21 protein-coding genes are annotated in these 24416 nt (G+C 34.0%); 6 read left to right on the forward strand and 15 right to left on the reverse strand.

Annotated features, from left to right (window positions below; genetic code table 11):
- The first annotated feature begins 13 nt into the window (after positions 1-13).
- The gene (locus M0M57_RS10330) at positions 14-1189 is read left to right on the forward strand and encodes a GlmU family protein (RefSeq protein WP_248432962.1); all 1176 of its coding nucleotides are present in this window, start codon (positions 14-16) and stop codon (positions 1187-1189) included.
- A gap of 102 nt (positions 1190-1291) precedes the next feature.
- Here M0M57_RS10330 and M0M57_RS10335 read toward each other — a convergent pair whose 3' ends face one another.
- The 3 genes from M0M57_RS10335 to M0M57_RS10345 form a co-directional block, all read right to left on the reverse strand.
- The gene (locus M0M57_RS10335) at positions 1292-1603 is read right to left on the reverse strand and encodes a hypothetical protein (RefSeq protein ID WP_248432963.1); all 312 of its coding nucleotides are present in this window, start codon (positions 1601-1603) and stop codon (positions 1292-1294) included.
- Between the two features lie 105 nt (positions 1604-1708).
- Positions 1709-3307, reverse strand: a complete 1599-nt coding sequence (locus M0M57_RS10340; RefSeq protein WP_248432964.1) for an ABC transporter substrate-binding protein — start codon at positions 3305-3307, stop codon at positions 1709-1711.
- A 97-nt stretch (positions 3308-3404) separates the two neighbouring features.
- Complete coding sequence (locus M0M57_RS10345) at positions 3405-3914, reverse strand: pyridoxamine 5'-phosphate oxidase family protein (protein WP_248432965.1); 510 nt, start codon at positions 3912-3914, stop codon at positions 3405-3407.
- Between the two features lie 208 nt (positions 3915-4122).
- On the opposite strand from M0M57_RS10345, the gene mtaB reads away from it, so the two are divergent.
- Together mtaB and M0M57_RS10355 are read left to right on the forward strand one after the other, a co-directional pair.
- The gene (mtaB, locus tag M0M57_RS10350; RefSeq protein WP_248432966.1) at positions 4123-5457 is read left to right on the forward strand and encodes a tRNA (N(6)-L-threonylcarbamoyladenosine(37)-C(2))-methylthiotransferase MtaB; all 1335 of its coding nucleotides are present in this window, start codon (positions 4123-4125) and stop codon (positions 5455-5457) included.
- Positions 5458-5473: 16 nt separating this feature from the next.
- The gene (locus M0M57_RS10355; RefSeq protein WP_248432967.1) at positions 5474-6046 is read left to right on the forward strand and encodes a hypothetical protein; all 573 of its coding nucleotides are present in this window, start codon (positions 5474-5476) and stop codon (positions 6044-6046) included.
- Between the two features lies 1 nt (position 6047).
- Here M0M57_RS10355 and M0M57_RS10360 read toward each other — a convergent pair whose 3' ends face one another.
- Both M0M57_RS10360 and M0M57_RS10365 read right to left on the reverse strand, forming a co-directional pair.
- Positions 6048-6674, reverse strand: coding sequence for a class I SAM-dependent methyltransferase (locus M0M57_RS10360; protein WP_248432968.1), 627 nt, complete (start codon positions 6672-6674; stop codon positions 6048-6050).
- 3 nt (positions 6675-6677) lie between these two features.
- Positions 6678-6959, reverse strand: coding sequence for a GNAT family N-acetyltransferase (locus M0M57_RS10365; RefSeq protein WP_248432969.1), 282 nt, complete (start codon positions 6957-6959; stop codon positions 6678-6680).
- Positions 6960-7133: 174 nt separating this feature from the next.
- Here M0M57_RS10365 and M0M57_RS10370 point away from each other — a divergent pair, with 174 nt between their 5' ends.
- The 3 genes from M0M57_RS10370 to M0M57_RS10380 are packed head-to-tail and all read left to right on the forward strand — an operon-like array spanning position 7134 to position 9115.
- The gene (locus M0M57_RS10370; protein WP_248432970.1) at positions 7134-7796 is read left to right on the forward strand and encodes an alpha/beta hydrolase; all 663 of its coding nucleotides are present in this window, start codon (positions 7134-7136) and stop codon (positions 7794-7796) included.
- A 48-nt stretch (positions 7797-7844) separates the two neighbouring features.
- Entirely contained in the window at positions 7845-8732 is an 888-nt protein-coding gene (locus M0M57_RS10375; protein WP_407647429.1) for a lytic transglycosylase domain-containing protein, read from the forward strand.
- Positions 8733-8749: 17 nt separating this feature from the next.
- Positions 8750-9115 carry a sulfite exporter TauE/SafE family protein gene (locus tag M0M57_RS10380; RefSeq protein WP_248432972.1) on the forward strand — a complete coding sequence of 122 codons (366 nt, stop codon included), beginning with the start codon at positions 8750-8752 and terminating at the stop codon, positions 9113-9115.
- On the opposite strand, the gene M0M57_RS10385 is transcribed toward M0M57_RS10380, so the two are convergent.
- The 10 genes from M0M57_RS10385 to M0M57_RS10435 all read right to left on the reverse strand — a co-directional run bounded on the left by M0M57_RS10385 (position 9116) and on the right by M0M57_RS10435 (position 24409).
- On the reverse strand, positions 9116-9817 hold the full coding sequence (locus M0M57_RS10385; protein ID WP_248432973.1) for a TlpA family protein disulfide reductase: 702 nt from the start codon (positions 9815-9817) through the stop codon (positions 9116-9118).
- 120 nt (positions 9818-9937) lie between these two features.
- Positions 9938-11593 carry a family 16 glycosylhydrolase gene (locus tag M0M57_RS16735; RefSeq protein WP_326930572.1) on the reverse strand — a complete coding sequence of 552 codons (1656 nt, stop codon included), beginning with the start codon at positions 11591-11593 and terminating at the stop codon, positions 9938-9940.
- A 132-nt stretch (positions 11594-11725) separates the two neighbouring features.
- Positions 11726-12661, reverse strand: a complete 936-nt coding sequence (locus M0M57_RS10400; RefSeq protein WP_248432974.1) for a glycoside hydrolase family 17 protein — start codon at positions 12659-12661, stop codon at positions 11726-11728.
- Positions 12651-15020, reverse strand: coding sequence for an MFS transporter (locus M0M57_RS10405; protein WP_248432975.1), 2370 nt, complete (start codon positions 15018-15020; stop codon positions 12651-12653). Before M0M57_RS10405 ends, M0M57_RS10400 begins: the two co-directional genes overlap by 11 nt.
- A gap of 26 nt (positions 15021-15046) precedes the next feature.
- Positions 15047-16489, reverse strand: a complete 1443-nt coding sequence (locus M0M57_RS10410) for a glycoside hydrolase family 30 protein (RefSeq protein WP_248436749.1) — start codon at positions 16487-16489, stop codon at positions 15047-15049.
- 72 nt (positions 16490-16561) lie between these two features.
- Positions 16562-17812: a glycoside hydrolase family 17 protein gene (locus M0M57_RS10415; RefSeq protein ID WP_407647431.1), complete on the reverse strand. Its 1251-nt coding sequence runs from the start codon at positions 17810-17812 to the stop codon at positions 16562-16564.
- Positions 17812-21222, reverse strand: a complete 3411-nt coding sequence (locus M0M57_RS10420; RefSeq protein ID WP_248432976.1) for a hypothetical protein — start codon at positions 21220-21222, stop codon at positions 17812-17814. The genes M0M57_RS10415 and M0M57_RS10420 overlap by 1 nt, the downstream gene beginning before the upstream one ends.
- Positions 21223-21346: 124 nt before the next feature.
- Positions 21347-22114: a carbohydrate binding domain-containing protein gene (locus M0M57_RS10425; RefSeq protein WP_248432977.1), complete on the reverse strand. Its 768-nt coding sequence runs from the start codon at positions 22112-22114 to the stop codon at positions 21347-21349.
- An 18-nt stretch (positions 22115-22132) separates the two neighbouring features.
- Positions 22133-22960 (reverse strand): glycoside hydrolase family 16 protein, encoded by an 828-nt coding sequence (locus M0M57_RS10430; RefSeq protein ID WP_248432978.1) that lies wholly within the window; start codon positions 22958-22960, stop codon positions 22133-22135.
- 15 nt (positions 22961-22975) lie between these two features.
- The gene (locus M0M57_RS10435; protein ID WP_248432979.1) at positions 22976-24409 is read right to left on the reverse strand and encodes a glycosyl hydrolase family 16; all 1434 of its coding nucleotides are present in this window, start codon (positions 24407-24409) and stop codon (positions 22976-22978) included.
- Between the last annotated feature and the right edge of the window lie 7 nt (positions 24410-24416).

A 24416-nucleotide genomic window follows, 5' to 3' on the forward strand; every position in this document is an offset into this window, starting at 1 on the left:
TAATACAAACAAAATGAACTACATACTTTTTGACGGACCGGTTCGCAATGCACTTTTACCCTTTACATTCACCCGTCCGGTAGCAGACATACGTATCGGAATTTTAACCATTCGTGAAAAGTGGGAGAAATATTTAGGCTATACCACCACAACTATCACCGAAGAATATTTATCAGAAAAATATCCAATGGTTGAAATGGAAGAAAATATTCTCATCAATGCCTCTTTTCTTCCTAACGAAGTATTGGTAGAAATGATTAAAAGTTTAGAAAAAAATCAAGCCATTTTTAAAGGCGAAGAAGTAGTTGCTTTTTATACGAATGATACACAAGAAGAAGTAGATTTTGATACGTATGAAATCATCGATTATAACGAAGACGGTTTACGCATCGAACACACATGGGATATTTTTGCCAAAAATGATGCAGCCATCCGTGAAGATTTTGAACTCTTAACCGAAGGAAGAACATCACAACCGATTCCAAAAAGCGTGAACGTCATTAATCCTGAAAATATTTTTATTGAAAAAGGAGCAAAGCTCGAATTTGTCACCTTAAACGCATCCACCGGACCAATCTACATTGGCTTTAATTCCGAAATCATGGAAGGTTCGGTGATTCGCGGACCATTTGCATTGTGCGAAGAAGCACAAGTAAAGTTGGCAACAAAAGTCTACGGAGCAACCACAGTTGGCCCACATTGCCGAATTGGTGGTGAAGTCAATAACTCTGTTCTTTTTGGGTATTCCAACAAAGGTCATGACGGATTTTTAGGAAATGCCGTTTTAGGCGAATGGTGTAATATTGGAGCCGATTCAAACAATTCCAACTTAAAAAACAACTACGAAGAAGTAAAATTATGGAGCTACGAAACCGAAGGTTTTGAAAAAACCGGCTTGCAGTTTTGCGGACTCATGATGGGCGATCACAGTAAATGCGGCATCAACACCATGTTTAACACCGGAACTGTCGTAGGAGTTTCTACCAACATTTTCGGTAGCGGCTTTCCAAGAAATTTTGTACCAAGTTTCAGTTGGGGTGGAGCAGCCGGATTTTCAACTTACATCACCAAAAAAGCCTTTGAAACAGCTCGAATCGTAATGTCCCGCCGTCATGTAGAATTTACAGAAGAAGATGCAAGAATTTTAGAACATGTGTTTGAGGAGACGAAGAAGTGGAGGAAGGAATAAATTAAACTTAACCGCAAAGGTCGCTAAGGTTTACGCTAAGAATGCTAAAAAAGTTTGATAAATCTTTTGCGACCTTTGCGTAAACCTTAGCGACCTTTGTGGTTAAATCATCCATTTTACCTTATAAAAAAATCCTTCAATCCATTTCCAATTATGATTGAAAATATAAAGTACACTAAAAAGCAAAATCAAAAAAATAATGGTTTTAATAATTAATTTTGTTCGTTCAGCTTTTCGTTCCGCCTGCATTTTTTTACGAATGGATTCCAATAATTCAGGTGTCGCTTGAACGTGATCCACAAATTCAGATGTTTCATTGGACGTGTTTTCCAAACGTTTTAATTTGTCAATTCGATTGCGTTTGTTGTTTCTCGAACTGATTAAAGCGTGCAACATTGAACCTTCTCCGGGCATAACCTTTATTTTATGTTTTAGTTTTCTCGCAAAGACGCAAAGACGCCAAGTTTTTTTCTCTGCGACTTAGCGTCTTTGCGAGAAATTACTTTTGCGAGCTTAGGTTTAAAGCTTTCTAACTCTTTTTAAAGATAACAAATTCAACGGATTAATCCCCAAACCTTCCACATTTTTTCGTGTAAACCTCGCTACTTTATCATAAAAAAGTAAAATAACCGGAGCTTCTTCAATGATGATTTTATCCATTTGTTGATACAATTCAAATCGCTTGGCGTCATCGGTTTCTAAAAACGCTTTTTCATATAAAGCATCAAATTTTGCATTTGAGAAATGCGTGTAATTCGGTCCATTTGGAGCAAAGTTTTTACTGTAAAAAAGCGATAAATAATTCTCCGCGTCGGGATAATCGGCAATCCAACTCGCTCTAAAAAATGTCACTTTTCCGGTTGCAATCGCTTGTCGTAATGTCGACGGCGGATTCACATCAATTTCAACATCCAAACCAATTTTTTGCCATTCGCGTTGTAAAAATTCACCAATATCAATGTAAGTCGCATTCGTACTTAAAACGATTTTAGGTTTTTTAATGCCTGTTTCTTTGACATAGTCTGCGACCAACGATTTAGCTTTTTCAGGCTCAAAATCGTACCCTTTTTGATTATTAAAACTCGGCATTCCGCTTGGAATTATTCCACTTGTTGCCGGAATTCCCATATTATTTCGAAGATAGATAATCATCTTAGCTCTATCAAAACCATAATTTAATGCTTGACGAATGCGTTTGTCCAAAATCGTTTTATCGGAACCGTCCATTCGAAAACCTAAATATTCAGTGTTGAGGTAGGAACCGCTAATTAAATTGACATCATCGGCATATTTCGGTTGTAATTCTCCTTTTTGAGTCAGAATTTCATCTTTATAGGAAGGATCTAATCCGGAGACAAAATCAATTTTTCCTTGAATAAATTCTAAAAAACCGCTTTGTTTGTCGGGTAAAAACGTAATGGCAATAGCTTCTAAGTAAGGCAATTGCTTTCCGTTTTCATCTTTTTCAAAATAAATCGGATTTCTACGTAAAACCAATTTGACATTTTCTTCCCAAAATTTAAATTGAAAAGGACCGGTTCCAATGGGTTTTGTTCTGAAATCATAATTCGGACTTTCAATAATTTCTTTTGGAACAACCGATGCATATTTCATCGATAACAAACCTAAAAAAGCCGGAAAAGATTTGGCTAATTTTATTTCGAAAATAGTATCATTTATCGCTTGAAAATTTTCCACATTCTGTAAAATCCATCCTCCGGGTGAAGCGATTTTTTCGTCTTTCAATCGTTTTAAACTGTATTTAAAATCACTTGCTTTCACAGTTCGAGTGGAATCTTTTCCAAACAAATGATGCTTATGAAAATACACATCGTTACGAAGTACGAATTGATAGGTTTTTCCATCTTCCGAAATCGTCCAACTTTTGGCAATATCGGGTTGAATTTTCAAACTATCATCCAACTGAACCAATCCGTTAAACAATTGATTACAAGCCCAAATGATGTTTTGTGATTTCGAAAATGCAGGATCTAAAGTGGCAATGTTCGCACTTTCATTATACCTAAAAACATCTTTTACATTTTTATTCTTCTTGGAATCTGTGCATCCAAAAGTTAATAGTAGTAACAAAAAAAGGATAAATCTTGTAATCTTCATCTTGTAATTATAATCTCGATTACAAATATATAGATTAGAAAGTCGATTACTTTAGGAATGACAAACAAAAATAAAATCTTCCCGGATTTCTTTTTTGTTATACAGTTATTCTTCCTTCTACTCCATCTGAGCTATCCGATTTTTTACCGCTAACAATCGCTCCAAAAAAGTGTAGCATTGAAATAAATTTTCCGGATTTTGTATCCCAATAGTAAACTTCAGAAGGTTGAACTCTTATTATGCTAACGTTTGGATCCTCTTTTCCATCAAACCAAGCATTTGCAAAAACTGACCATTTTTCGTCTATCATTGATTGATTGTCATAAATATGTACATTTCCTAAAATAGATAAGTATTCATAATCTCCATTGTTCATAAAATAGAGTTGAACCTGATTATCTTGCAGAATTTCCATATTTTTATTACTTGCCTTACTACTAATAAACCATAAATTTCCTTCTTCATCACATTCTTGCAAACTCATTGGTCTTGCGTTAAACGGTAAACTGGTTTTCAAATTGGTAATAAACATACAATTTTTGGCTTTTTCAGCTAATTCTTTAAGCTTAGCAATTCCTTCTTTATTAAATAAATTTTCTTTAGACATAATTATAGATTTTTAAACGATTTTGTAATTTTTGTTACTTTCAAAATTCCATCATTTTTGTACATTTTGCATTACATTATTTTGAGAAATTGTTATATAATTAATAATTACGACTAAATCAGTTTTGAAAAAATCAGAGTATTTTAAAATTGTTTGTAAATTTGCCACGTTCATTCTCTGACAACGATTTCATTAATGGACGCTAGCTATGAAAAATAATAAAAAAGTCGCTTTTTACACGCTTGGCTGTAAACTGAATTTTTCAGAAACATCTACTATTGCTCGAAATTTTCAACAAGAAGGTTTTGAACGAGTTGATTTTGAGGAAGTTGCTGATATTTACGTGATTAATACCTGTTCTGTTACAGATAACGCAGATAAACAGTTTAAGCAAATTGTAAAGAAGGCTTTGAAGCACAACGAAAAAGCTTTTATTGCTGCAGTAGGATGTTATGCTCAATTGAAACCTGAAGAATTGGCTGCCGTGGATGGTGTAGATTTGGTTTTGGGTGCGACCGAAAAATTCAAAATTACCGATTATCTCAACGATTTGAGTAAAAATGATATGGGAGAAGTGCATTCTTGCGAGATTGAAGAAGCTAATTTTTATGTGGGAAGTTACTCCATTGGCGACCGAACTCGTGCGTTTTTGAAAGTGCAAGACGGTTGCGATTACAAATGTACGTATTGCACAATTCCGTTAGCTCGTGGGATTTCTCGAAGTGATGAATTGCAAAATGTATTGAATAATGCAAAGGAAATTTTGCAGCAAGGCATCAAAGAAATTGTATTAACCGGTGTGAATATTGGTGATTACGGAAAAGGCGAATTTGGTAATAAAAAACACGAACATACTTTTTTAGAATTAGTTCAGGCTTTGGATGAAGTGGAAGGCATTGAGCGATTGCGAATTTCTTCCATCGAACCCAATTTATTGAAAAATGAGACAATTGATTTTGTTTCAAAAAGCCGAACGTTTGTGCCGCATTTTCACATTCCGTTGCAATCGGGAAGTAATGACATTTTAAAGAAAATGAAACGTCGTTATTTGCGTGAATTGTATGTGGATCGGGTGAATAAAATTCGCGAAGTGATGCCTAATGCGTGCATTGGTGTGGATGTAATTGTAGGTTTTCCGGGTGAAACCGACGAACATTTTTTAGAAACCTATCATTTTTTGAATGATTTGAATATTTCCTATTTGCACGTTTTTACGTATTCAGAAAGAGATAATACTGAAGCAGCAGAAATGGAAAATGTGATTCCGGCCAATGTTCGTTCCAAAAGAAGTAAAATGCTTCGTGGATTATCCGTTAAGAAAAGAAGAGCATTCTACGAAAGTCAACTCGGAACAACGCGAACCGTTTTATTTGAAGCTGAAAATAAAGAAGGTTACATTCACGGTTTTACCGAAAATTATGTGAAAGTAAAAACGCCTTGGAATCCTGAATTGGTGAATACATTACACGAAATCAAACTGACAAAAATTGATGAAGATGGTTCGGTGAGGATGGAGTTTGTGAAGGATTTGGTGGTTATGTAACTTTTATTAGTGTCAGATGTTATTAGAAAAAATTGATGTTGAAAAGTCGATTGCTCACCAAAAAATTTTCAGGAAAAGTTCGTTAATCAATAGAACATTAGATTTGCTTTATAATTTGTTCTTTATATTATCTTTTCCTTTTTTAGCATTTTTTAATTTGATAAATACTTTAAAAACAGAAAATAGTTTTTATGCTATTATGTTTTTTATAGTAACTTTTCTTATTTCACTTTTGTTTTTTTATGCTTTTGTTAATATTAATAAATTAAGAAAAATTGAAGGTTTGTCTCAGAAAGAGAATAAACAATTAATATTACAAATTGTAGAAGAATTAGAGTGGAAGATTTACAGGGATAATATTCAATTTACGCATGCTACTTCTGATTGGAATTGTCTTTCCTTTGATTATGGTAAAGAGATTATTGTAATTTATGAAAATGGAAATATTTTAGTTAATTGTATTACGTATGGGCGTTTCGATACAAAATTATTTTTTTACTGGTTTGTCAACCGTAAAAAGGAAAATGAGATAATTGAAGAGTTTGAAAATCAAATACAATTAAGGATTGAAAAGAAATTTTCTAATTAATTTACCTCTCAAAAACAGTCATTCTCCCATCAATAGAATAATTTGAAAACCCAATATTTTTACTAATCCATTCCATTGTTTTAGGATGATAGAAGAAAACGTGAGTAGGGTCATTTTTATAATACCATGTATCAAAATTCTTAGTTTCCGAAAAGAAATCGGTTTTGCAGTATAACTTTCCACCGGGTAAAAGCAAATCATACAATTTCTTGAATTCTTTGTACGGATGATGAAAGTGCTCAATCACTTCGCAACAAGCAATGAAATCATATTTTTCGGTTAGAACTTCAGGATTGTTTGCAAAAAATGGATCGTATTCCATTATAGAAAAACCTTCATCAGTTAACATTTTTGTGATGACCGGTCCGGTTCCGCTACCAAAATCTAATCCTTTATGTTTTGTTGTAAAATCTTTTTTTATGGCATTCACAATAGGTGATACAAATTCTTGATAACCTAAGTCGTTTACATCATTATTATGGTGTTCATAATGTTTTTCTTCTTCTTCTTCAGAAATGTAATTTTTGTTATCTAAGAAAACAGAAAAACAATTGGTGCAGAAATAAAATTCTCTCGAATTATGACTGTAAAAATGATTGGATGGCGAAGAACAAAGCGGACATTTCATAATTTACAATTTTATTCCGGGAGGAAGTAATTCTTTGTAAATAGGATTTTTTCTGAAAAAATGAGCCACTTTTGGGTGGGTTGGTACAACTTTAAACTTTCGTTCTTCGGCAATTGCAAGTACTGCTTTTATGAAATCATTGATGTAATCCAAATCTAACTCTTCAGAATGATGAAGTTTTGTTAAAAACAATTTTCGCTCTTGCATAGCATATTCCATTACCAATAAACCTGAGTCGGTTTGGGTTTCAAATTGTCTTAATAATTGATTGTCTTTGATTTCCATACTTTTGTTGGGATAGGAAAAATGAAATTAGTTTAAGCAAAGATACGTTTTTTAAAATTTTTTTCTTTCAAAAAGAATGTTAATGTCTACCATTTCTAAAATTATCAGTAAATTAACTACCAATTCAATTCAGTTTCATAGTAAAGTTTTAATTTTAGGACTTAAATAATTGTTATGGAAAAAATTCCAGTTTATTTCATGCCCGGATTGGCAGCAAGTACGTCGATTTTTGAACGTATCGAATTGCCAAAAGATCATTTTGAAGTGTTTTTGCTTGAATGGATACTTCCCAATCCAAAAGAATCATTAACCGATTATTGTATCCGACTTTCAAAAAATATAAAACACAAAAATCCGGTTTTAATTGGTGTTTCGTTTGGTGGTGTGATTGTTCAGGAAATGGCAAAAGTGATTCCGGTTCAAAAAACAATTATCATTTCCAGTGTAAAATCAAATAAGGAATTTCCCAGACGATTAAAAATTGCTAAATCTACCAAAGTTTACAAATTATTGCCAACTGGCTTGGTTCAAAATGTAGAAACATTGTCAAAATTTGCCTACGGTGATACAGTTAAGCAACGATTAAAATTATATGATCGCTATCTTTGTTTTCGAGACAAATGTTATTTAGATTGGGCGATTGAAACAATTATCCTTTGGGATAGAACTGAACCGGATCCAACTATAGTTCATATTCACGGTGATGCAGATGATGTTTTTCCAATAAAATATATTAAGGATTCTATCGTTGTTAAAGGCGGCACACATATTATGATTTTAAATAAATTTAAATGGCTCAACGAAAATTTGCCAAAAATTATTTTAAATAATAGCTGAGTTGGACTGATTTTTGTAGTTTTACAATTAACAAATAATATGAAAGGTATGAAAAGGATAAGAAATGTTGCCATTGCGGCGGTTTTAATTGGTTTAAGTGGAGTATTTGTTTATTCTACTTCCAAAAAAGTTATTGTAACCGAAAAAAGAGAAGTAGTAGCACTTCCTTTGGAAATTGATTTTGCCGGCGAAAAAGCACCTTTAAATATTGCTGATGTTCGTGAGCGTTTGGATAGAGAAATGGTTATCAACACCAATTTACATTCAACCACAACATTAATTTTAAAAAGAGCCAATCGTGCTTTTCCAATTATCGAACCTATTTTAAAGAAATATGGTGTTCCGGATGATTTTAAATATTTAGCTGTTATAGAAAGTGGTTTAGCCAATGTTGTTTCGCCAGCGGGAGCTCGTGGTGTTTGGCAATTTATGCCTGAAACTGCCAAAGAACACGGAATGGAAGTGAACGATTTTGTAGACGAACGTTATCATCTTGAAAAATCAACCGAAGCGGCTTGTCGTTATCTTTTAGCAGCAAAAAATAAATTTGGAAATTGGACGTTGGCCGCTGCAGCTTACAATGGAGGATCTGGTGGTGTGAATAAGCAAATTACCAATCAACAAGTGACAGATTATTATGATTTGTTGCTAACGGAAGAAACTTCGCGTTACGTTTTCAGAATTTTGGCATTGAAAGAAATCATGAAAAATTCTGCTAAATACGGATTTGAAATTCCGAACGAACAATTATATCATCCGATAGAAGTGAAGAAAATTGAAATTGATTCTACAATTACCGATTTAGCCATTTTTGCGAAAGAACAAGGAATTAATTACAAGATTTTAAAAATTCATAATCCGTGGTTAAGAGATAAAAAGCTTGAAAATAAGTCTAAGAAAGTGTATACGTTAGAAATTCCGATTGAAGGTTATTAATTTTTAAACAAATGAAAATGACAATTTCAACATTGTTTTTGTTGCTTTGTATCGGATTATTAGCCGGAATTTTAAGTGGGTTAGTGGGTGTTGGAGGCGGAATTATTATGATTCCATTATTGGTAATGATGGGGATGTCTCAGCATCAATCGCAAGGAACAAGTTTAGCTGTATTGGCAGTTCCTGTAACAGCTATCGCCGCTTTTAACTATTATAAAGAAGGTTATGTGGATTGGAAATATGCCGCAGTTATTGCCGTTTTTTTTGTAATTGGCGGTTTCATTGGAAGCAAATTTGCTGTTCAAATTGACCAAAAAATTCTGAAGAAAATCTTTGGAATTATTCTTCTTTTTGTTGCCGGAAAACTTATTTTTGGAAAATAATTAATTGGTTACTAACAACTCTTTTTTGTCTTGTTTGAATTTTATTAACTCCGAAAGCCGATCATTAAATAGCGAATAATTCATTTCTACCGCTTTTTTTGTTGGTGTTTTTAGTGGAGTAGAGGCGGACCCTCGTTTGATATTTACAACTTGCAAATGCTCATCAATCATATAGCAAGTAGGAAAGCCGAGCGTTTCTCGCATGCTTTCTACGATTTCATTGTCGTTTTTATAATTTTTGTGAGCATAACAGATTTCGATATTACTGCTGAATTTTTTTGCGAATTTTTTAACCTCTTGTTTTTTACCCCAAACAATTACGATAAATTCGATGTCTTTATTTTCTTTTGCTAATTTGTTTAACGCTGGAATTTCACCTTTTCCGGGAATGCACCAAGCGGCATAAGTAATCAGAAAAATTGGTTTTTTTACTTTGCTCATTTTGAGTTTTCGGTTAGAAACTCTTTTTAAAGAATAATCATTGAACTTGGAACCAATGAGTTGATTTTGAACTAAGCTATCAAAAAGAAATTGACCTCGTTCAAAATCGCCAAGACGATAGGCTTCACTACTTTGGAATTTATATTTAAGAAAGTTTGTTCGAACAGCCTCCGTGAATAGTTTAGGAGATTCCTGATCTGTTTGACCTAGTAAGTCTAAGTTTGTGGCAACAAATACTAATATGAGAATAATTCTTTTCATATTTAAAGTAATTTGATTCAAACAAAGCTATTTAATTTTATTAACATAACCAAAAAATATTGGTTAATAACTTGTTAATAAGATAAATAGTAAAAAATAAGCCACAAAATTGGTGCCCGTTTACTTTACAATCATTTTTTTGACACTTTTTCTATTTCCTTGATAAACGGTTACCAAATACATTCCTTTTGATAAGTTTTGGATATTGATAGTATCATTTGGTTTAGAAGAAACCAAAACTGATTTACCAAGTGAATTGTGTATTTCAACTTTATCAATTGTAGTATTAGGTTTTAAATACATATAATCCGTGGCGGGATTAACAAAAGTAAATAAATCGAGTTCGTATGAAGAATCAACGGTGAGAGAGCAATCTTCTCCCACAATATAGGAAAAGTAGCGTGTAACAGATAATCCGCCGGCATAAGCAAATTTAACTGCATAACTTATTGTAGAACCAATTGTTTGTCCGGTAATTGTGTAAGTGTAAACATTTCCTGAAACATTCGTCATTTGATATTCTGTAAAGGGATTTTGTCTCCAAAGGAAAGCAACCACACCTACTTTGTCCGTATCTAATAATTCAAAAGTGATTTTTACATCAGTTCCAATGGTTTCAAAGTCATAATTATATCCAATTGAGAAATTCCCTTGTTGAGCTTCTGTATCAGTTCCGGAACAGCCAGTAAATCCAGTGGTGGTTGCACTCAAAAGTATTGGATTGCTGATGTATTGATTCCCGGCAACATCGCTTGCTGAAACAGAAAATTCGTAAGTTGTAGTTGGCATTAAATTAGGAACGATAACTGATTTTTCTTCTCCGGAAGGGTTTGCCGTAATTATATTTTGACCATCATAATTAATAGAATAAACCACATTATCCGAATTATCCTCTGCATTTAATAACAATTCAACAGTAGAACTAGTTACAGTTCCAACAGTTGCAGTAAAATTAGTTGGAGCTTCTGTATCAATATCCAAATTTTGATAGACTCTAACGTAATCAATCTCCATCGCTGCTTGTGTGAAATTTGACGGAATATTCCCGGCAACTCCTCCCATAGCTATATTTAGTAAAAGATATTGTTCAGCATCAAAAGGCCATGTATTTGCATTTTTAACAGCCGGATTATACGTGTAAAATGCGACACCATCGAGAAGAAATGTAATTTGAAAAGGCGACCAATTGACTGAATAAACATGAAAATTATTTCCTAAATTGGAAGCAATTGTTCCGCCATGGTTAACCGTATTTCCATGTGAAGAAGGTGTGTGAATGGCACTTTGTATGTAACCGGCAGGTTGCGATTGCGTAATTCCGTGTTCCATTATGTCTATTTCGCCACAAGCCGGCCAACCTGTAGTTCCGAATTGACTATTAAAAAAACCTCCACTTTCGTTTACATTTTTACCCAGCATCCATAAAGCAGGCCAAGTTCCTAGATTGGTTGGTATTTTTGCTCGTATATCAACTCTACCATACAAAAATGCAAATTTTGAATTTAATCGAGCCGAAGTATATTGTTTGGTAACACCTTGATTGGTATAATTTTCTTTTTTTGCTACAATGTTCAAAAAGCCATTATTTACAAATGAGTTTGAAATGAGGTTGGTGTAATGTTGCACTTCGCCATTAAACCAACTTCCGCCACTTGGCAATTGTGTTTGATGATGCCATTTAGTTGAATTGATTGCACCATTTGTTTCAAATTCATCAGACCATACAAGATCGTTGTAAATTACATCAACTTGAGCATTGCTAGATTGTGAAGTCATAAAAATGGATAAAAAGAGAAGAAATAGTATGTTTTTTTCATGATAAATGAGTTTATTTTTTGTGGTATTGTTTTTGAATTTTAAAAAAGTTAAACTGATTTACCTATTTTTTAACTTAGTCTATTTTATGATTTATAAATTGTTTTGATATTTCAATTCTTCATTTTTATCCCATAGACCCCAATAGGCACCTACTTCACCTTCGGGGCCAACCTTCCATGATTCATCAAAAGAAGAGAAATAGAAAATTTCAATATCATTTTGTTTGGACCACTTTTGGGTATCGATAAAATATTTCATTGCATTTTCATGTGAAGCTACAGCACCTTTGAGCGAACCACCTTGACTTGGCCAACCGGTTTCGGTGATGATGACACGTTTTCCGTTTCCGGCATGCTTAGCCGATTCGAACATACTTTTCATGTGGTTAAAAGAATATTCAATCGGACAACCTTCCCAATAGGGATAACAATTGGTTAAAATAACATCGCAGATTTCTGTAATTCTCGGTCGATGAGAAAATTCATAATACGCATCCACATAACCAACCGGAATATTCGGAAGAGCTTCTTTTACTCGGATGATGTACTCAATTAATTGCTCTTCAGTTAAATCGTTTCGATACATAACTTCATTTCCAACGGCGGCAATATCTACACAACCTTCTTTGGCTAAAGTAATAAGACCTTCGATTTCTTTTTCATTGAGTTCTAAATCATCACTCAACCACGCACCAACTAAGGTTTTCATGCCATTTTCATGAGCAATTCTTGGGATGTGTTCATTTCCTTCAATACATGAAAAAGAACGAATCCATTTTGCATAAGGCTTTAAAATTTGAATTCTTCTGTTCACTTGTTCACCATAAATGATATCACCCGGTTTTTGATTGTTTTCATACATGCTGAAACAGATGCCATGCATTCCATCTTCTAAAGTTTTTAGCCATAGTTTGGATAAATCTTCCGAAGTATAGTGAGCAATTTGAATTTCTTGATGAACGTTTTCCTCAACTTTATTATTTTTATTTTCATCGAATGAAAAATAGTGACCTTCTCTAAATGACATACGTATCTGTTTTTAATTCAAATTTTAGCTTTTCGTTTTTATCCCAAATTCCCCAAGCAGTTCCAACAGTTCCCTCTTGTTTCACTTTCCATGATTCATCAAACGAAGAAAAATAGAATAATTCGAGATCATTACTCTTTGCCCATTCTTGTGAAGCTACAAAATACTTCATTGCATTGATTTCGGATGGAATTGCTTTTTCAACACCATCTCCTTTGCTTGGCCAGCCTGTTTCTGAAATTATAATTTTTTTACCCATTGAAATTGTTTGGGTTAATTCCAACATATTTTGCAAATAGGAGAGAGCATAATCATTATTTACTCCTTCCCAAAATGGATAAAAGTTTACCAAAAGCACATCGCAATTTGAAACTAAATCCGGTTTGTCTAAAAATTGATAATAGGCATCGACATAGGCTACAGGAATAGTTGGTACTGCTTCTTTTACTCTTTTTAGATAAGTAATAAGTTCTTGTTCAGAAATTTCGTTTCGGTGTAACACCTCGTTTCCAACAGCAGCAATATCAACCAAACCGGCTTTTGCTAAGTTAATTAGGGTTTCAATTTCTTTTTCGTTTCGATTTCTATCGTTACTAATCCATGCACCAACTACTGTTTTTAATCCTTTCTGATGAGCAATTTCAGGGATTAATTCATTGCCTTCTGTACACGAAAAGGAACGAATCCACTTTGTATGTGGAGCGATAATATCCAATCGTCTTTTTATTTGTTCTGCCGATAGAATATCTCCGGCTTGTTGACCTTCAACATAAGGGCTAAAACAAAGTCCGTGTAATCCTTTATTTAAAGTTTCAGAATAAAGAATCTTTAAAACTGATTCGTTTTTTTCATTAAATTCAATACTATTAACACTATTTAAAGTGTTGTTTTTTACTAATGATTTTAATTTACCCGGTAAATAAGAAGAAGATTCTGTGTTTTTTAAAGCTTTTCTTTTGGCTAACTCTGCACTTATTTCTAACGCTCTTTTTTCCGTAATATCATAATTTCTCATGATATACATGGCAATCAAGGTTCCTAGTATTGGGAAAGCAGAGAAAAATAAACGCAATCCATCCACGGCACCATCCGGCTGCGTTAATGCATTTGGAGTAAAATCAACTAAATACATGATTAATCCACTCAGACCACCTGCAATGGCAAATCCGAATTTTACCATCCACCAGTAAATTGCACCAAATATTCCTTCTCTTCTTTGTCCAAAATTTAATTCATCTAAGTCACAAACATCCGCTGTCATCGACATCATTAAGGTAAATAATCCTCCAATTCCAAAAGAAAAGAAAGGTAAAGCAATCAAAAATAAGTAAGGTTTTCCGGGAATAAAAAGAAACCAAAGTAAGATATAACCAAATATTGAAATACCTTGAGAGGTTAAAAATGCATTCTTTTTTCCCATTGCTTTTGACATTCTTGCTACAATTGGAATAACTAAAAATGTTGTAGCTAATGCACCAACACTACCAAAAAGAGTTGGCCAAATCCATGCTGCACCAGCGTCGCCATTAAACAAATAATAAACAATGATGAAAAATGAAAATGATGCAACTGTATTGAAAGCATTAAAAATAAAGAATGTTGCAATACATAATTTTTTGAATGGTTCTAATTTAAATGCTTCTTGAAAACCTTTGATAATTTCTTTGAAACTTGAGCCAATGTTTTTCATTGTCAAAGGCTTTAAATTATCATCATTTATAGTGGATTCACTTTTTATAAAAACGGCAGGAACAATTGCCAAAAGACCACAACCAACCCCAACCCATATTGCCAATGTTTGTGCAGCTACATCTGCTGAAGAAAACCATGATGGATCATACATTACCACCCAAAACCATGGTGCAATAACCCAAGCCCATTGACCAATCCACTGAGAGACAGCCATTATACTTGTGCGTTCATGAAAGTCATTACTCATTTCATATCCCATCGCTACGTAAGGAACACTAAAAATAGTGAGTCCTAAATAGAACATCAATGACCAAAGTAAGAAATAATAAAAGTTATAGGTTATTCCATCCGCTCTTTCCAATTGCCACATCAAAATAAAAGAAATAGCCATTACGATTGCACCAATAAATACATAATGACGTCTTCGACCCCATTTAGACTTGGTATTATCCGAAATAAAACCCATGATTGGATCGGTGATAGAATCGAATATTCTAGGTAAAAAAAATAAAACTCCCCACATCCATGTCGGAAATCCTAAATCTTGCACTAAAACAACCATAAATATACCTAATGCAGCAGGAAACATTTGATTGGCTAACATTCCCAATCCAAATGCGATCTTTTGTCCCATTGGCACTTTTCCGTTAGAAATCGTATTTGACATAAATTGTTGTTTTAATTTGTTATTACCTACATTTTGATAACTATAGTCTGCAATGCTTTTGCACTTATAGTTGTGTTTTTTATTTGATTTCCAATGTTCAATTGAATGCTTTTTGGCTTTTCTGTCGGATTAAAAACAACGACAGCAATACTTCCGTCTGGATTTTTAACTGCAGTTGTCATCAACTCTTCATTATTAATCGTACATCCAATTTTTTCAGCTCCAGGACGCATGAATTTGCTAAAATGAGCCATGACATAATATAAAGGTGTGAAATACACTTCGTCTTTTTCTTGATCAACAATCACTGGAGCAACGCACCAGTTTTTGAACCAATTTGGTCCACCTTGACGGTCTAAAACCATATTCCAATCAATCCAACCATCCACCCAATTATTCAAACAGCCAATAATATCAGTGGCATAACGATTAACCGGTGCATATTTTGGATGTAAATGCTTGTCTTCTGCACTTGCCCAATCCCAACCCCAATCGGTGGCTTCTTTTTTCCAATACCAAGCATCATCTTGCCAATGTGGAATTTCAGAATCTACGCAACCTTCGGTTTCAATTAAGTATTTGTTGGGTGCTTTTTTATGAGCATATTGCAACTGTTCCGGAAAAAAATCATACGTGCTTTCATACCAATGAATGGCGGTTCCGGCAAAATATTTTGAGGTTTCTTCGTTTTTATACATCGCATCAACCCATTCCGGTAAACCGGCTCTGTTTTGGTCGTAGCCAAAGATTTTTACATCCTTCCAGCCATCTTTTTCTAATTTTGGTCCGAGATGATTTTGCACAAAAAGTGTCATTTCTTCAGGTGAAAAATGAGTGCTTTCCCAGTTGTTACCGTTTCCGTGAGGTTCGTTGATAACAGTAACTCCCCAGATATCGATGCCTTCTTTTTTGTAAGCCTCTAAATATTTTGAAAAGTATAAGGCAAATGCATCGTTGAATTCGGGTAATAATTTTCCGCCAACGTAATTTTTGTTATCTTTCATCCAGGGCGGGCACGACCAAGGCGAAGAGATTATTTTAAAACCATCTTTAGAAATGGCTTTCGCTTCTAAAATCATCGGAATCAAATCGTCTTTATCATCTTCGATGGTGAAATGTTCCATTAAAGTGTCGTTTTCCACTTTGGCATAGGTGTAATTGCTTAATGAAAAATCGCAAGAGGCAATGTGCGTTCGGGTTAAAGAATATTTTGCACCTTCTTCACTAAAATATGCATCCAAAATTTTCTTTCTATTTTCTTTGCCTAATTTATTGAGTAAATAAGCTGAAGCTTCCGTAAAAGAACCACCAAAACCGGTAATGGTTTGGAATTTTTCTTCCGGATTGATATTGATGATTATCGGATTTTCAATTTCTGAAAATTCAGTTATTTTGGTTAATGAATTTCCTGCTTCAGAAGTTTCATAAACTTCAATTTCTATTTCTTTAGTATCAGAACAACTTGCCATAAAAAAGGTGATAAGTAACGGAATAGTTAAAAATTTTGAATCGAATTTTATGTTGAAACAGTTTTTCATTGCTTAGTTTTTTAAAATTGATGAAGGTATTTTTACATCCAACCACAATGCTTTTTCATCACCATTATAGGTTTTTGTAATTGGTTTTCCGTTTCGGGTTAAACTCTTAAAAGTTCCTTTGTCCACTTCATTCCAAAGGGCATATTTGGCTTCGTTTTGTAAATTAATAAGTCCGAAATGATTTTCTGAACCTAATGGATTGTCACTGTCTTTCCAGTTTTCGTCAAAGGCTTCAAAATAGAAGCAGGAAATTTTTTCATTGTTACTCCACTCTCGCATCAACTTGTAAAACTGAGCCGATTTATATTCATCCGTAGCTTTTGCACCGTTATTTCCGTAATGTTCGTTTGATTGCGTAGCCCAACCTGTTTCGCCAATATGAATTGGTTTGTTTACACCGATTGATTTCATATAAGCCATCACACTATCGTATTGGCTAATGGCATAATCTCTCGAACGAAGCATAGCAGCATCAATTTTTTCATTATCAGACAACTGTTGTTCATTTTCTTTAATTCCCCAAAAAACGGGATTGTAATGGGTGTCATGCATCGGATACGTATGCATTGAAATATAATCAACAGCTTTTATCAATTGATTCAAATCTTCCACATGATATTCATTTCCGCCGCCGCCCCAAGAGGCAAAATTGTCTGAACTTGTGATCCAAACTTCTTTGGGTAATTTATTTTCTTTCTTCAAATTTTGAAGATGATTCACCCATTTTAAAATGATGTTTGGCGTAACATAATAACTTGTTGCCCACTTCACCATTGCTTCATTTCCAACGGCAATAATTTTAATTATGTCAGGATATTGATTGGTTAGTCGAACCGCTTCATCAATTTCAATAGCGTTTCGTTCGCTTTCTTCGTGATGAATAGGAGGGAATTCCGTCCACGCATTTTTGCAATCGATCCAAGCACCAAGCATCACATACATTTCAAAATTGGCATCTTCATTTTTTAATTCGGTAATGGCTTTTAATAGATTTGAAACTTCTTCATAATGCACATTATAGGTTCGTAAAACTTTAATGTTTAAGGCAGAAAGTAGTTTTATATCTTCTTTTATTTCAGCAATTGTGGGCTGGATTTCGCGAGAATTTGTGCGATATCCACCGTAACAAATAGCTTGATAGTTTACGTTTCCTAAAATCATTTGGGCAGTAATTTCTTTTGAGACTAAATTGTTATTGTCTTTTTGATTACATGATAGAACCATGAGGAATATGATGTAAATCAACTTTTTCATTATCGTAACTTATTTTCGGTTAATGAAACGAATACAGATTCAATTTCACCGGTTCTTTGGAAAATTTTTTCACTGGTTTCTTTATCCAATTCCAAGGTTTGAAATGCTTCTTTTGTTCCATTTTTATATAAAACAGTCAGAGCATTTGATGTGTCAATTTTATAAATAATCGGCACTTGACAAACAGTAAATGCCAGCGAATTTTCATCAAGCTTCATTACTTTTTTATTGCTATTTTCCAAAATAAAAGTCACCTCAGTAGCGTGTGATAAAAATTCCTTTTTTTGGAGTAAAGCAGGCTGGAATTGTAATTTTCCATCTTTCATTTTCACGCCTAATTCGCTAATTCGGGCAAGAATATCTTCTTTCACTTGACCAGTCATTCCAGGTTGTTGTGCTCCTTTATTGAATGGTGTGTGCGAATACGGATCGGTTGGAAAAGCTCCGTAAACCTCAGGCGATTTATGAACGCCAATTCCTTCGCCAATTTCGTAATGATGAGCGGTTAAGGCATCAATGACTTCTTGACTTTCGTTGTTTTTAACCGCTGCCTCACAAACTTCTGAAACGGCAACGTGCAATTTTGAAACCATGTGCCAATAAATAGAACCTAAACCTTCATAACCATAGAATGTTCCGGAACGACCTGTAAACGCTTTATGGTTAAAGACTTCTTCAAAAATGTTTAAAACTGTTTCTGCTTCTTTTTGAACCAATTCTTTATATTCTGCTTCTTTTTCTAATTGTTCTAAAGCATTTTTTACATCATTAGCATTGTGGAAATTTCCATTAAAATGATAACCACCTTTAATGTCTTTATTGATCAATTGAAAATTATGATGTTGCAGTAGTTTTTTCAACAATTCAGACGATTCAACTCTTTCTTTTGGAATGCTATTTTTTTCTAAAAATTTAGGTAATTCTTTATTTGGATATAAAATATAACTTTCTTGGTCTTTGCGATATAACGAACTATTCCGCAACGCATTCAGTACTTCAAGTGATTCTTTTCCGTTTAAAAATCCGGAACTTAAAACGGCTACTTGGCCTTCTAACATTTCAGCTAAATAGGAAATTGAAACGCCATTGTTTTCAATCGACATCAAATTATACGCATGATACAATTTGTCTTGGCGTTGATTGGCTTTGATGGCATGATCGATAAAATCTAAACTTACTTTCGTAAACGTTTTTAAACCAGCCATGGAGTGCGTTCTTTTTTTACCCCAAAATCCACTGTTGTAGATTTGATGACGGTAATCGGAAGCAGCATTTCCTAAAGCATCCAATATTTTTTTTCTATTTTCATTATCGATGGAAGAAGAAAGATGCGGTTGAAATGCCAAAAGATTTTCTCTGATTGCATGATAAAATTCAACCATTTCATTTGAAATTTTGATGGTTTCTTGGTTAGAATTTTCCAATAATTGTTCGAAAAACTTCAAGAATCTTCTCAGATAATATAAGGTTACCATCGAAACACCATTTCCAACCAACGCATTGTTGGCATCGTTCCATTCCGGACGTTGGGTATTCATCCAAATACCGGCTTCGGGTATAAAGTTTGACATTTTTGCCAAAACCGTAGCCAGAATTTTTTCGATAAAATTGACATGATAAATCTCGTCGTTATTGTCTCGCAACAATGCTCCATCTGCACCAATGACACTTTTTCGGTTATTAATTTTTGCTTCCCATTCATGGCTATAACCAATAGTGTCTTTTGGGTTTTGAAGAATTTCTTGGTATGATTTTATGATGTAAGGAACGGCAGCGTACACAAAGCAATCTTTATCAAAATAGGAATTTAATTTACGGGGTTGGTATTTTTCGATAAACTCTAAAAATTTCAATAAATAGATGATTTGATGATCGCCCCAATAACCAATGTATGACCAAGGATTGTCGGGTTCTATGGCTTCCCAATCGAAACCGCTTTTGGTTACGCGATACGGATTGTAGCCATCAAAAGTGGAAGCATTCAAAAATTTATGAATCATTCCGTCAATAAAATCAGGAAATGCATAGGCTAGGGCTTCCCAGTTTTGGAAGATGTCTCGCCAATTTCCTTCGTAATCTAATATTTTTGAACCGTCAATTTCACTCTTGGTGTTGATGGAAAATTTATTCCATGGACGACTTGGATCACCGTGTCTTCGACTGAATTTCAGCGGAAGATATTCGGTGCAAAGACGAATTAAATCGGCATCATCGCTTTGGTTTGCAAATTCTTGAATGAACTTATAATCAAAGGTTTCAGGAAGATTATTTAAAAATGAAGCATGTTTTTCGAAAACAAGTTTATTTGCTTTGGAAAGATAGGTGGTAAAATCCTTTTTTTCAATTTGATAATTGTTGTCAAAAATTCCGCCACGCATGATGTTGAACAACACATTGGAAAAATGACGAGAATCTTTTCGGGAATCGGCAGTAAATTGCAAACCGTCTGCCGTAGCATTTAAGGCAATTAGATTTTCCGTACCAAGATTAACATCATCAATAACTTGTTTTTCGATGGTTTTATCGTTGCAAATGGCATCGGCCAATTCAATAATTTGAGATTGATTTTGATTGACATTGGCAATGATTTTCCAACTTTTAGAAGCATTACTTTCTAAATTCAAATCAGTGGAAACAAAATAAGCTCCTTTCTCACCTTTAACATCTGTTTCGACTTTTGGTTTTTGATTTTTTCGGAAAGCTGCGACTTGTTTTGATGATAGTAAATAAGTTGGATTTTCTAATCCCAACGACCAAGCAATGTTGGCTTTGAGAGCTTCGCTCGGTTCAGCTTTGTCAACGATGATGGCACTTAATGCAAAAATGCCTAATCCACTACTTTCTTCTAACTCGCTTCGTTTGTAAGCATCTACCAAATTGCTGGTTGTGGCTTGCAAACCACTTTCTACACCATGAGGAAGAATGTTTTGAATTCCGTCTAACAGTGTGATGTTATAATTTTTATTTGAATCGTTTATGATTTCTGAAGTTCGAACAAATCCGAAAGCATTGCTTGAATTCCAATGATATCTGAACGTGAGTTGCAAATCATGAAAAATTTCTTCAAAAATGATTTTATTGCCGTAGGTATTCTTGTAAAGATTTCTACTGATGTTGTATTTTTCGTTGAAACGTTCTGAAAATGGTTCCCAGATGAGTGTTTCTTCGTTGGTATGAATTTGAAAAATTGATTTACTTCCGGTTATATCTGCAAATTCGGTTATTTTATCATCGGTGTAATAGGGAAAGAGGGCGAATTCTGCATTTTTTCTACCGGCTGTTAATCCTCCATTACTGGAAATAAACATCCAATGATTGGAATCGCTCACGATACTCATGAAAAAAGGTCCCATGGCATCGGAGTTTTCTATTTTATAATATTTTTCGCCTTTTATTTCAATTAATTGCATAAAATCAGTTCGATTGTAATTAGTTTTTTATGTTTAAATCAGCTTTAAGTCAATTTTAAAGTTGAACTTAGACGCGTAAATTTTTCTTAGATGAAAACTTACTTCTACTATTTGTTATTAAAAATTAAGGGAGTTCGTTCAAAGTTACATTATCAATATTAACTCTGCCGACTGCTGCTCCTAAATCAAAAATTACTCTGGAATTATTGTTTGTAAAATTTGCCACTAAATCAATACTATAATTTTGGGAAGTTGTTGTTATGTTTTGCACAACGGTTTGATTAGTCCATGGGTTGCCACTTAAGCCTATTCCCGCAACCATACTTCTATTTACGTCTGACCAAGCATCAAAAGTTAATCTATACGTTCTGCCTTGCGTCATGTTAATTCCTACATGTGATAGATTAACATCAAAAGGATTCCCAGCTGCTGTAACATTAACAGAAAAATAGGTATTTCCATTTTCAGATACTAATAGGGAAGGAGCTATTGGATTTGCAACGCCAAGAGTCCAAGGTGCAGTACCACTTTCAAAATCGCCATTGGTTACTAATCCTCCTTGAAAAACTTCAATAGAAACGGTACTGCTAAAAGAATTTGTAGCACCTGTACTATTATTTTTGGCGGTAAGAGTAACAGTATATTCGCCAGTTTCTGTAAACGTTTTTTCAGGATTCTTGGCTATTGAACTTGTTCCGTCTCCAAAATTCCATTCATAACTATCTGCGTTTTCAGAAGTATTAATAAATGTAATCACACCTTGTGCAGCTTCTCTAATATATGTATATCGAGCACTTAGAACGTCATTTTGAACTGAGTCATCATCACTATCGCAGGCGAAAAAACTTATGAAAACGAATAGTATGCTAACTATTTTTATTGATTTGTTCATGATTTTATATTTATAATTTTATTGATAAACTCTAACATAATCTACAAGCATTCTTTGAGGAAATGATGTATTAGCATTTGGACTACCCGGTAAATCTCCGCCCACTGCCATATTTAGTATCATGAAAAATGAATTATTAAAAACCCATTCTCCACCTTCATCCTCAACTTGTTTTCTGGTAATTTGATTATATAATACATCATCCACATACCAATTGATGTGGTTTTCGCTCCATTCTACACCAAATACATGAAACTTATCATCAAATCGACTATTTCGTAAAGTATATGTTTTACCGATACTTTCTGCTCCTGAAAAACCTGGGCCGTGAAGCGTTCCTAAAATTTTAGTTGGGCTATTTCCTAAGTATTCCATGATGTCAATTTCTCCGCATTTTGGCCAGCCATCTTGATCAATGTTACTTCCTAGCATCCAAAAGGCAGGCCATAATCCTTGACCAAGAGGTAATTTAATACGGGCTTCAAAACGACCATATTTTTGATCAAATAAATTTTGAGTTTTCAATCGTGCAGAGGTATAATTTGCACCTCCAAAAGCTTCTTGTTTAGCAGTGATTATCAAATAGCCATTTTGAACAATTACGTTTTCCGGTCGATCGGTATAAAATTGTAATTCATTATTTCCCCAGCCATTGGTGCCTCTTCCAGTTTCATAGGACCAAATGGCAGGATTTGGAGCTCCATCGACATCAAAATTATCTTCCATAACCAAGTTGAACTTGGTGACAACGGTTTGTGTATCATCTTCATTACAAGAAGAAAAACTCAAAACTAATCCTAAAACTGTAAGGGTTAGTAGTTTATATTTATGATTTGTGATTTTCATTTTATTAATTCGGTATTAGTTATTGTAAAAATAGATGTTATCAACTAAGAAAGAAGCACCGTTGCCTGATACAAAAACAACATAGCCTAAGTTATTTAGATTAGGTGAACCAGCACCACCTCCACCAGTAGTAAGAGTAAAAGCATTTAAAGGAATATCTAAGCTAACCCATTGACCAACTTGTAATTGACCAGAAATATTGTTTCCTCCCGCTGTACCATCAGTCCCTCCTAAGCCATTATCAACACCATCAGGTCCAAAGTCTATAAGCTCCATTACTAAATTTGAACCACTAATCAATTGCACATCTAAATGTACCATAGTCTTACTTGAAACATCTATGGGGCCATTCCAGCCTAGACCTACAAAATCGATGCTTTCATATCTTAAATGTTGATTATTTCCAAAATTCTGAACAGAAATATTTCCTGTACCACCACCTGCAAAAACGCCGGGATTAAAATCTGGTACACTTGAGTAGAAATCACTAAATATAGAGATAACATTTGCTGGATTAGTAGTAGGATCAGGTGCGTTATCAAAAGCACCTGTTGCATTTATTGTTAAAGATCCTTGGGCTAGTTCATTACCTAATTGAGCAGTAACAACTGCGGTTCCAGTTGATGAAATTATGGTTGAAATATTATTTTGAAAAGGTCCTGTGACTAAATCGTTTGAAGAAATAAAACTAAAATAGCTTGGTGCTGCATTAACATTAACGTTTAGACCATTAGCTAAACTATAAACAGCTCCCAATTGATTAATTTCTATATTAGAGTCCAAATAGCCATCAATTGTTATATTTTGACCATTTAATATATATGGGTATAAAAGACTATTAGTTCCTAATTTTTCAAATTTTAATTCATCTATCCAAATAGTATAGCCAAAACCATTTGTTCCTTGTGTACCGGCTGCATACCTGAACATACCTCTTTCTTGCAATAATTTTGATGCATCGGGAATTGGAATGATAATTTTTGTCCAATTGGTTCCAATACTAACATTTGTTATTGTTGTAATGTATTTATTGTCAAAAAAATCTTCACCAAAACCGAATTCCCCTACTGTAACACCTTGCGAGGCCTTAACGTAAAAGGTTAGTGCGTCGTAATCGGTTAAATTTCGACCTTCACCATCAATTCTAAAAATTGCTCCGGCATAAGCTCCCTCAGGATCTGTAGCGTTTGGAACGTCAATTCTTATGGAGGAGTTGCTATTATAGCCTTGTTCTAAATCAACAGAAAATGCTGTTGGTTTAGAGCCACCATATGGCAAATAAAAATTACCTCCCATGGCAACAAAATCATCAGTAAATATTTCTGCTGTTTTTGGAAATGTTGCAAGTACTGCATCATCAGATATATCTCTCTCACAATTTAGATTGGTTATTAGCACCAACCCAACAAGAAGAGTCTTTCCTAAATAATTAAATTTTATATTTTTCATTTTTTTC

The sequence above is a fragment of the Flavobacterium azooxidireducens genome (assembly GCF_023195775.1).
Taxonomy (GTDB): Bacteria; Bacteroidota; Bacteroidia; order Flavobacteriales; family Flavobacteriaceae; genus Flavobacterium; species Flavobacterium azooxidireducens.

Coding starts and splice junctions, on each gene's coding strand:
- M0M57_RS10415 (WP_407647431.1), bottom strand. CDS start 17,812: ATGAAAAAGTTGATTTACATCATATTCCTCATGGTTCTATCATGTAAT.
- M0M57_RS10435 (WP_248432979.1), bottom strand. CDS start 24,409: ATGAAAAATATAAAATTTAATTATTTAGGAAAGACTCTTCTTGTTGGG.
- M0M57_RS10335 (WP_248432963.1), bottom strand. CDS start 1,603: ATGCCCGGAGAAGGTTCAATGTTGCACGCTTTAATCAGTTCGAGAAAC.
- M0M57_RS16735 (WP_326930572.1), bottom strand. CDS start 11,593: ATGACTTCACAATCTAGCAATGCTCAAGTTGATGTAATTTACAACGAT.
- M0M57_RS10410 (WP_248436749.1), bottom strand. CDS start 16,489: ATGGCAAGTTGTTCTGATACTAAAGAAATAGAAATTGAAGTTTATGAA.
- M0M57_RS10400 (WP_248432974.1), bottom strand. CDS start 12,661: ATGTCATTTAGAGAAGGTCACTATTTTTCATTCGATGAAAATAAAAAT.
- M0M57_RS10340 (WP_248432964.1), bottom strand. CDS start 3,307: ATGAAGATTACAAGATTTATCCTTTTTTTGTTACTACTATTAACTTTT.
- mtaB (WP_248432966.1), top strand. CDS start 4,123: ATGAAAAATAATAAAAAAGTCGCTTTTTACACGCTTGGCTGTAAACTG.
- M0M57_RS10330 (WP_248432962.1), top strand. CDS start 14: ATGAACTACATACTTTTTGACGGACCGGTTCGCAATGCACTTTTACCC.
- M0M57_RS10425 (WP_248432977.1), bottom strand. CDS start 22,114: ATGAACAAATCAATAAAAATAGTTAGCATACTATTCGTTTTCATAAGT.
- M0M57_RS10375 (WP_407647429.1), top strand. CDS start 7,845: ATGAAAAGGATAAGAAATGTTGCCATTGCGGCGGTTTTAATTGGTTTA.
- M0M57_RS10355 (WP_248432967.1), top strand. CDS start 5,474: ATGTTATTAGAAAAAATTGATGTTGAAAAGTCGATTGCTCACCAAAAA.
- M0M57_RS10385 (WP_248432973.1), bottom strand. CDS start 9,817: ATGAAAAGAATTATTCTCATATTAGTATTTGTTGCCACAAACTTAGAC.
- M0M57_RS10370 (WP_248432970.1), top strand. CDS start 7,134: ATGGAAAAAATTCCAGTTTATTTCATGCCCGGATTGGCAGCAAGTACG.
- M0M57_RS10365 (WP_248432969.1), bottom strand. CDS start 6,959: ATGGAAATCAAAGACAATCAATTATTAAGACAATTTGAAACCCAAACC.
- M0M57_RS10360 (WP_248432968.1), bottom strand. CDS start 6,674: ATGAAATGTCCGCTTTGTTCTTCGCCATCCAATCATTTTTACAGTCAT.
- M0M57_RS10405 (WP_248432975.1), bottom strand. CDS start 15,020: ATGTCAAATACGATTTCTAACGGAAAAGTGCCAATGGGACAAAAGATC.
- M0M57_RS10430 (WP_248432978.1), bottom strand. CDS start 22,960: ATGAAAATCACAAATCATAAATATAAACTACTAACCCTTACAGTTTTA.
- M0M57_RS10380 (WP_248432972.1), top strand. CDS start 8,750: ATGACAATTTCAACATTGTTTTTGTTGCTTTGTATCGGATTATTAGCC.
- M0M57_RS10345 (WP_248432965.1), bottom strand. CDS start 3,914: ATGTCTAAAGAAAATTTATTTAATAAAGAAGGAATTGCTAAGCTTAAA.
- M0M57_RS10420 (WP_248432976.1), bottom strand. CDS start 21,222: ATGCAATTAATTGAAATAAAAGGCGAAAAATATTATAAAATAGAAAAC.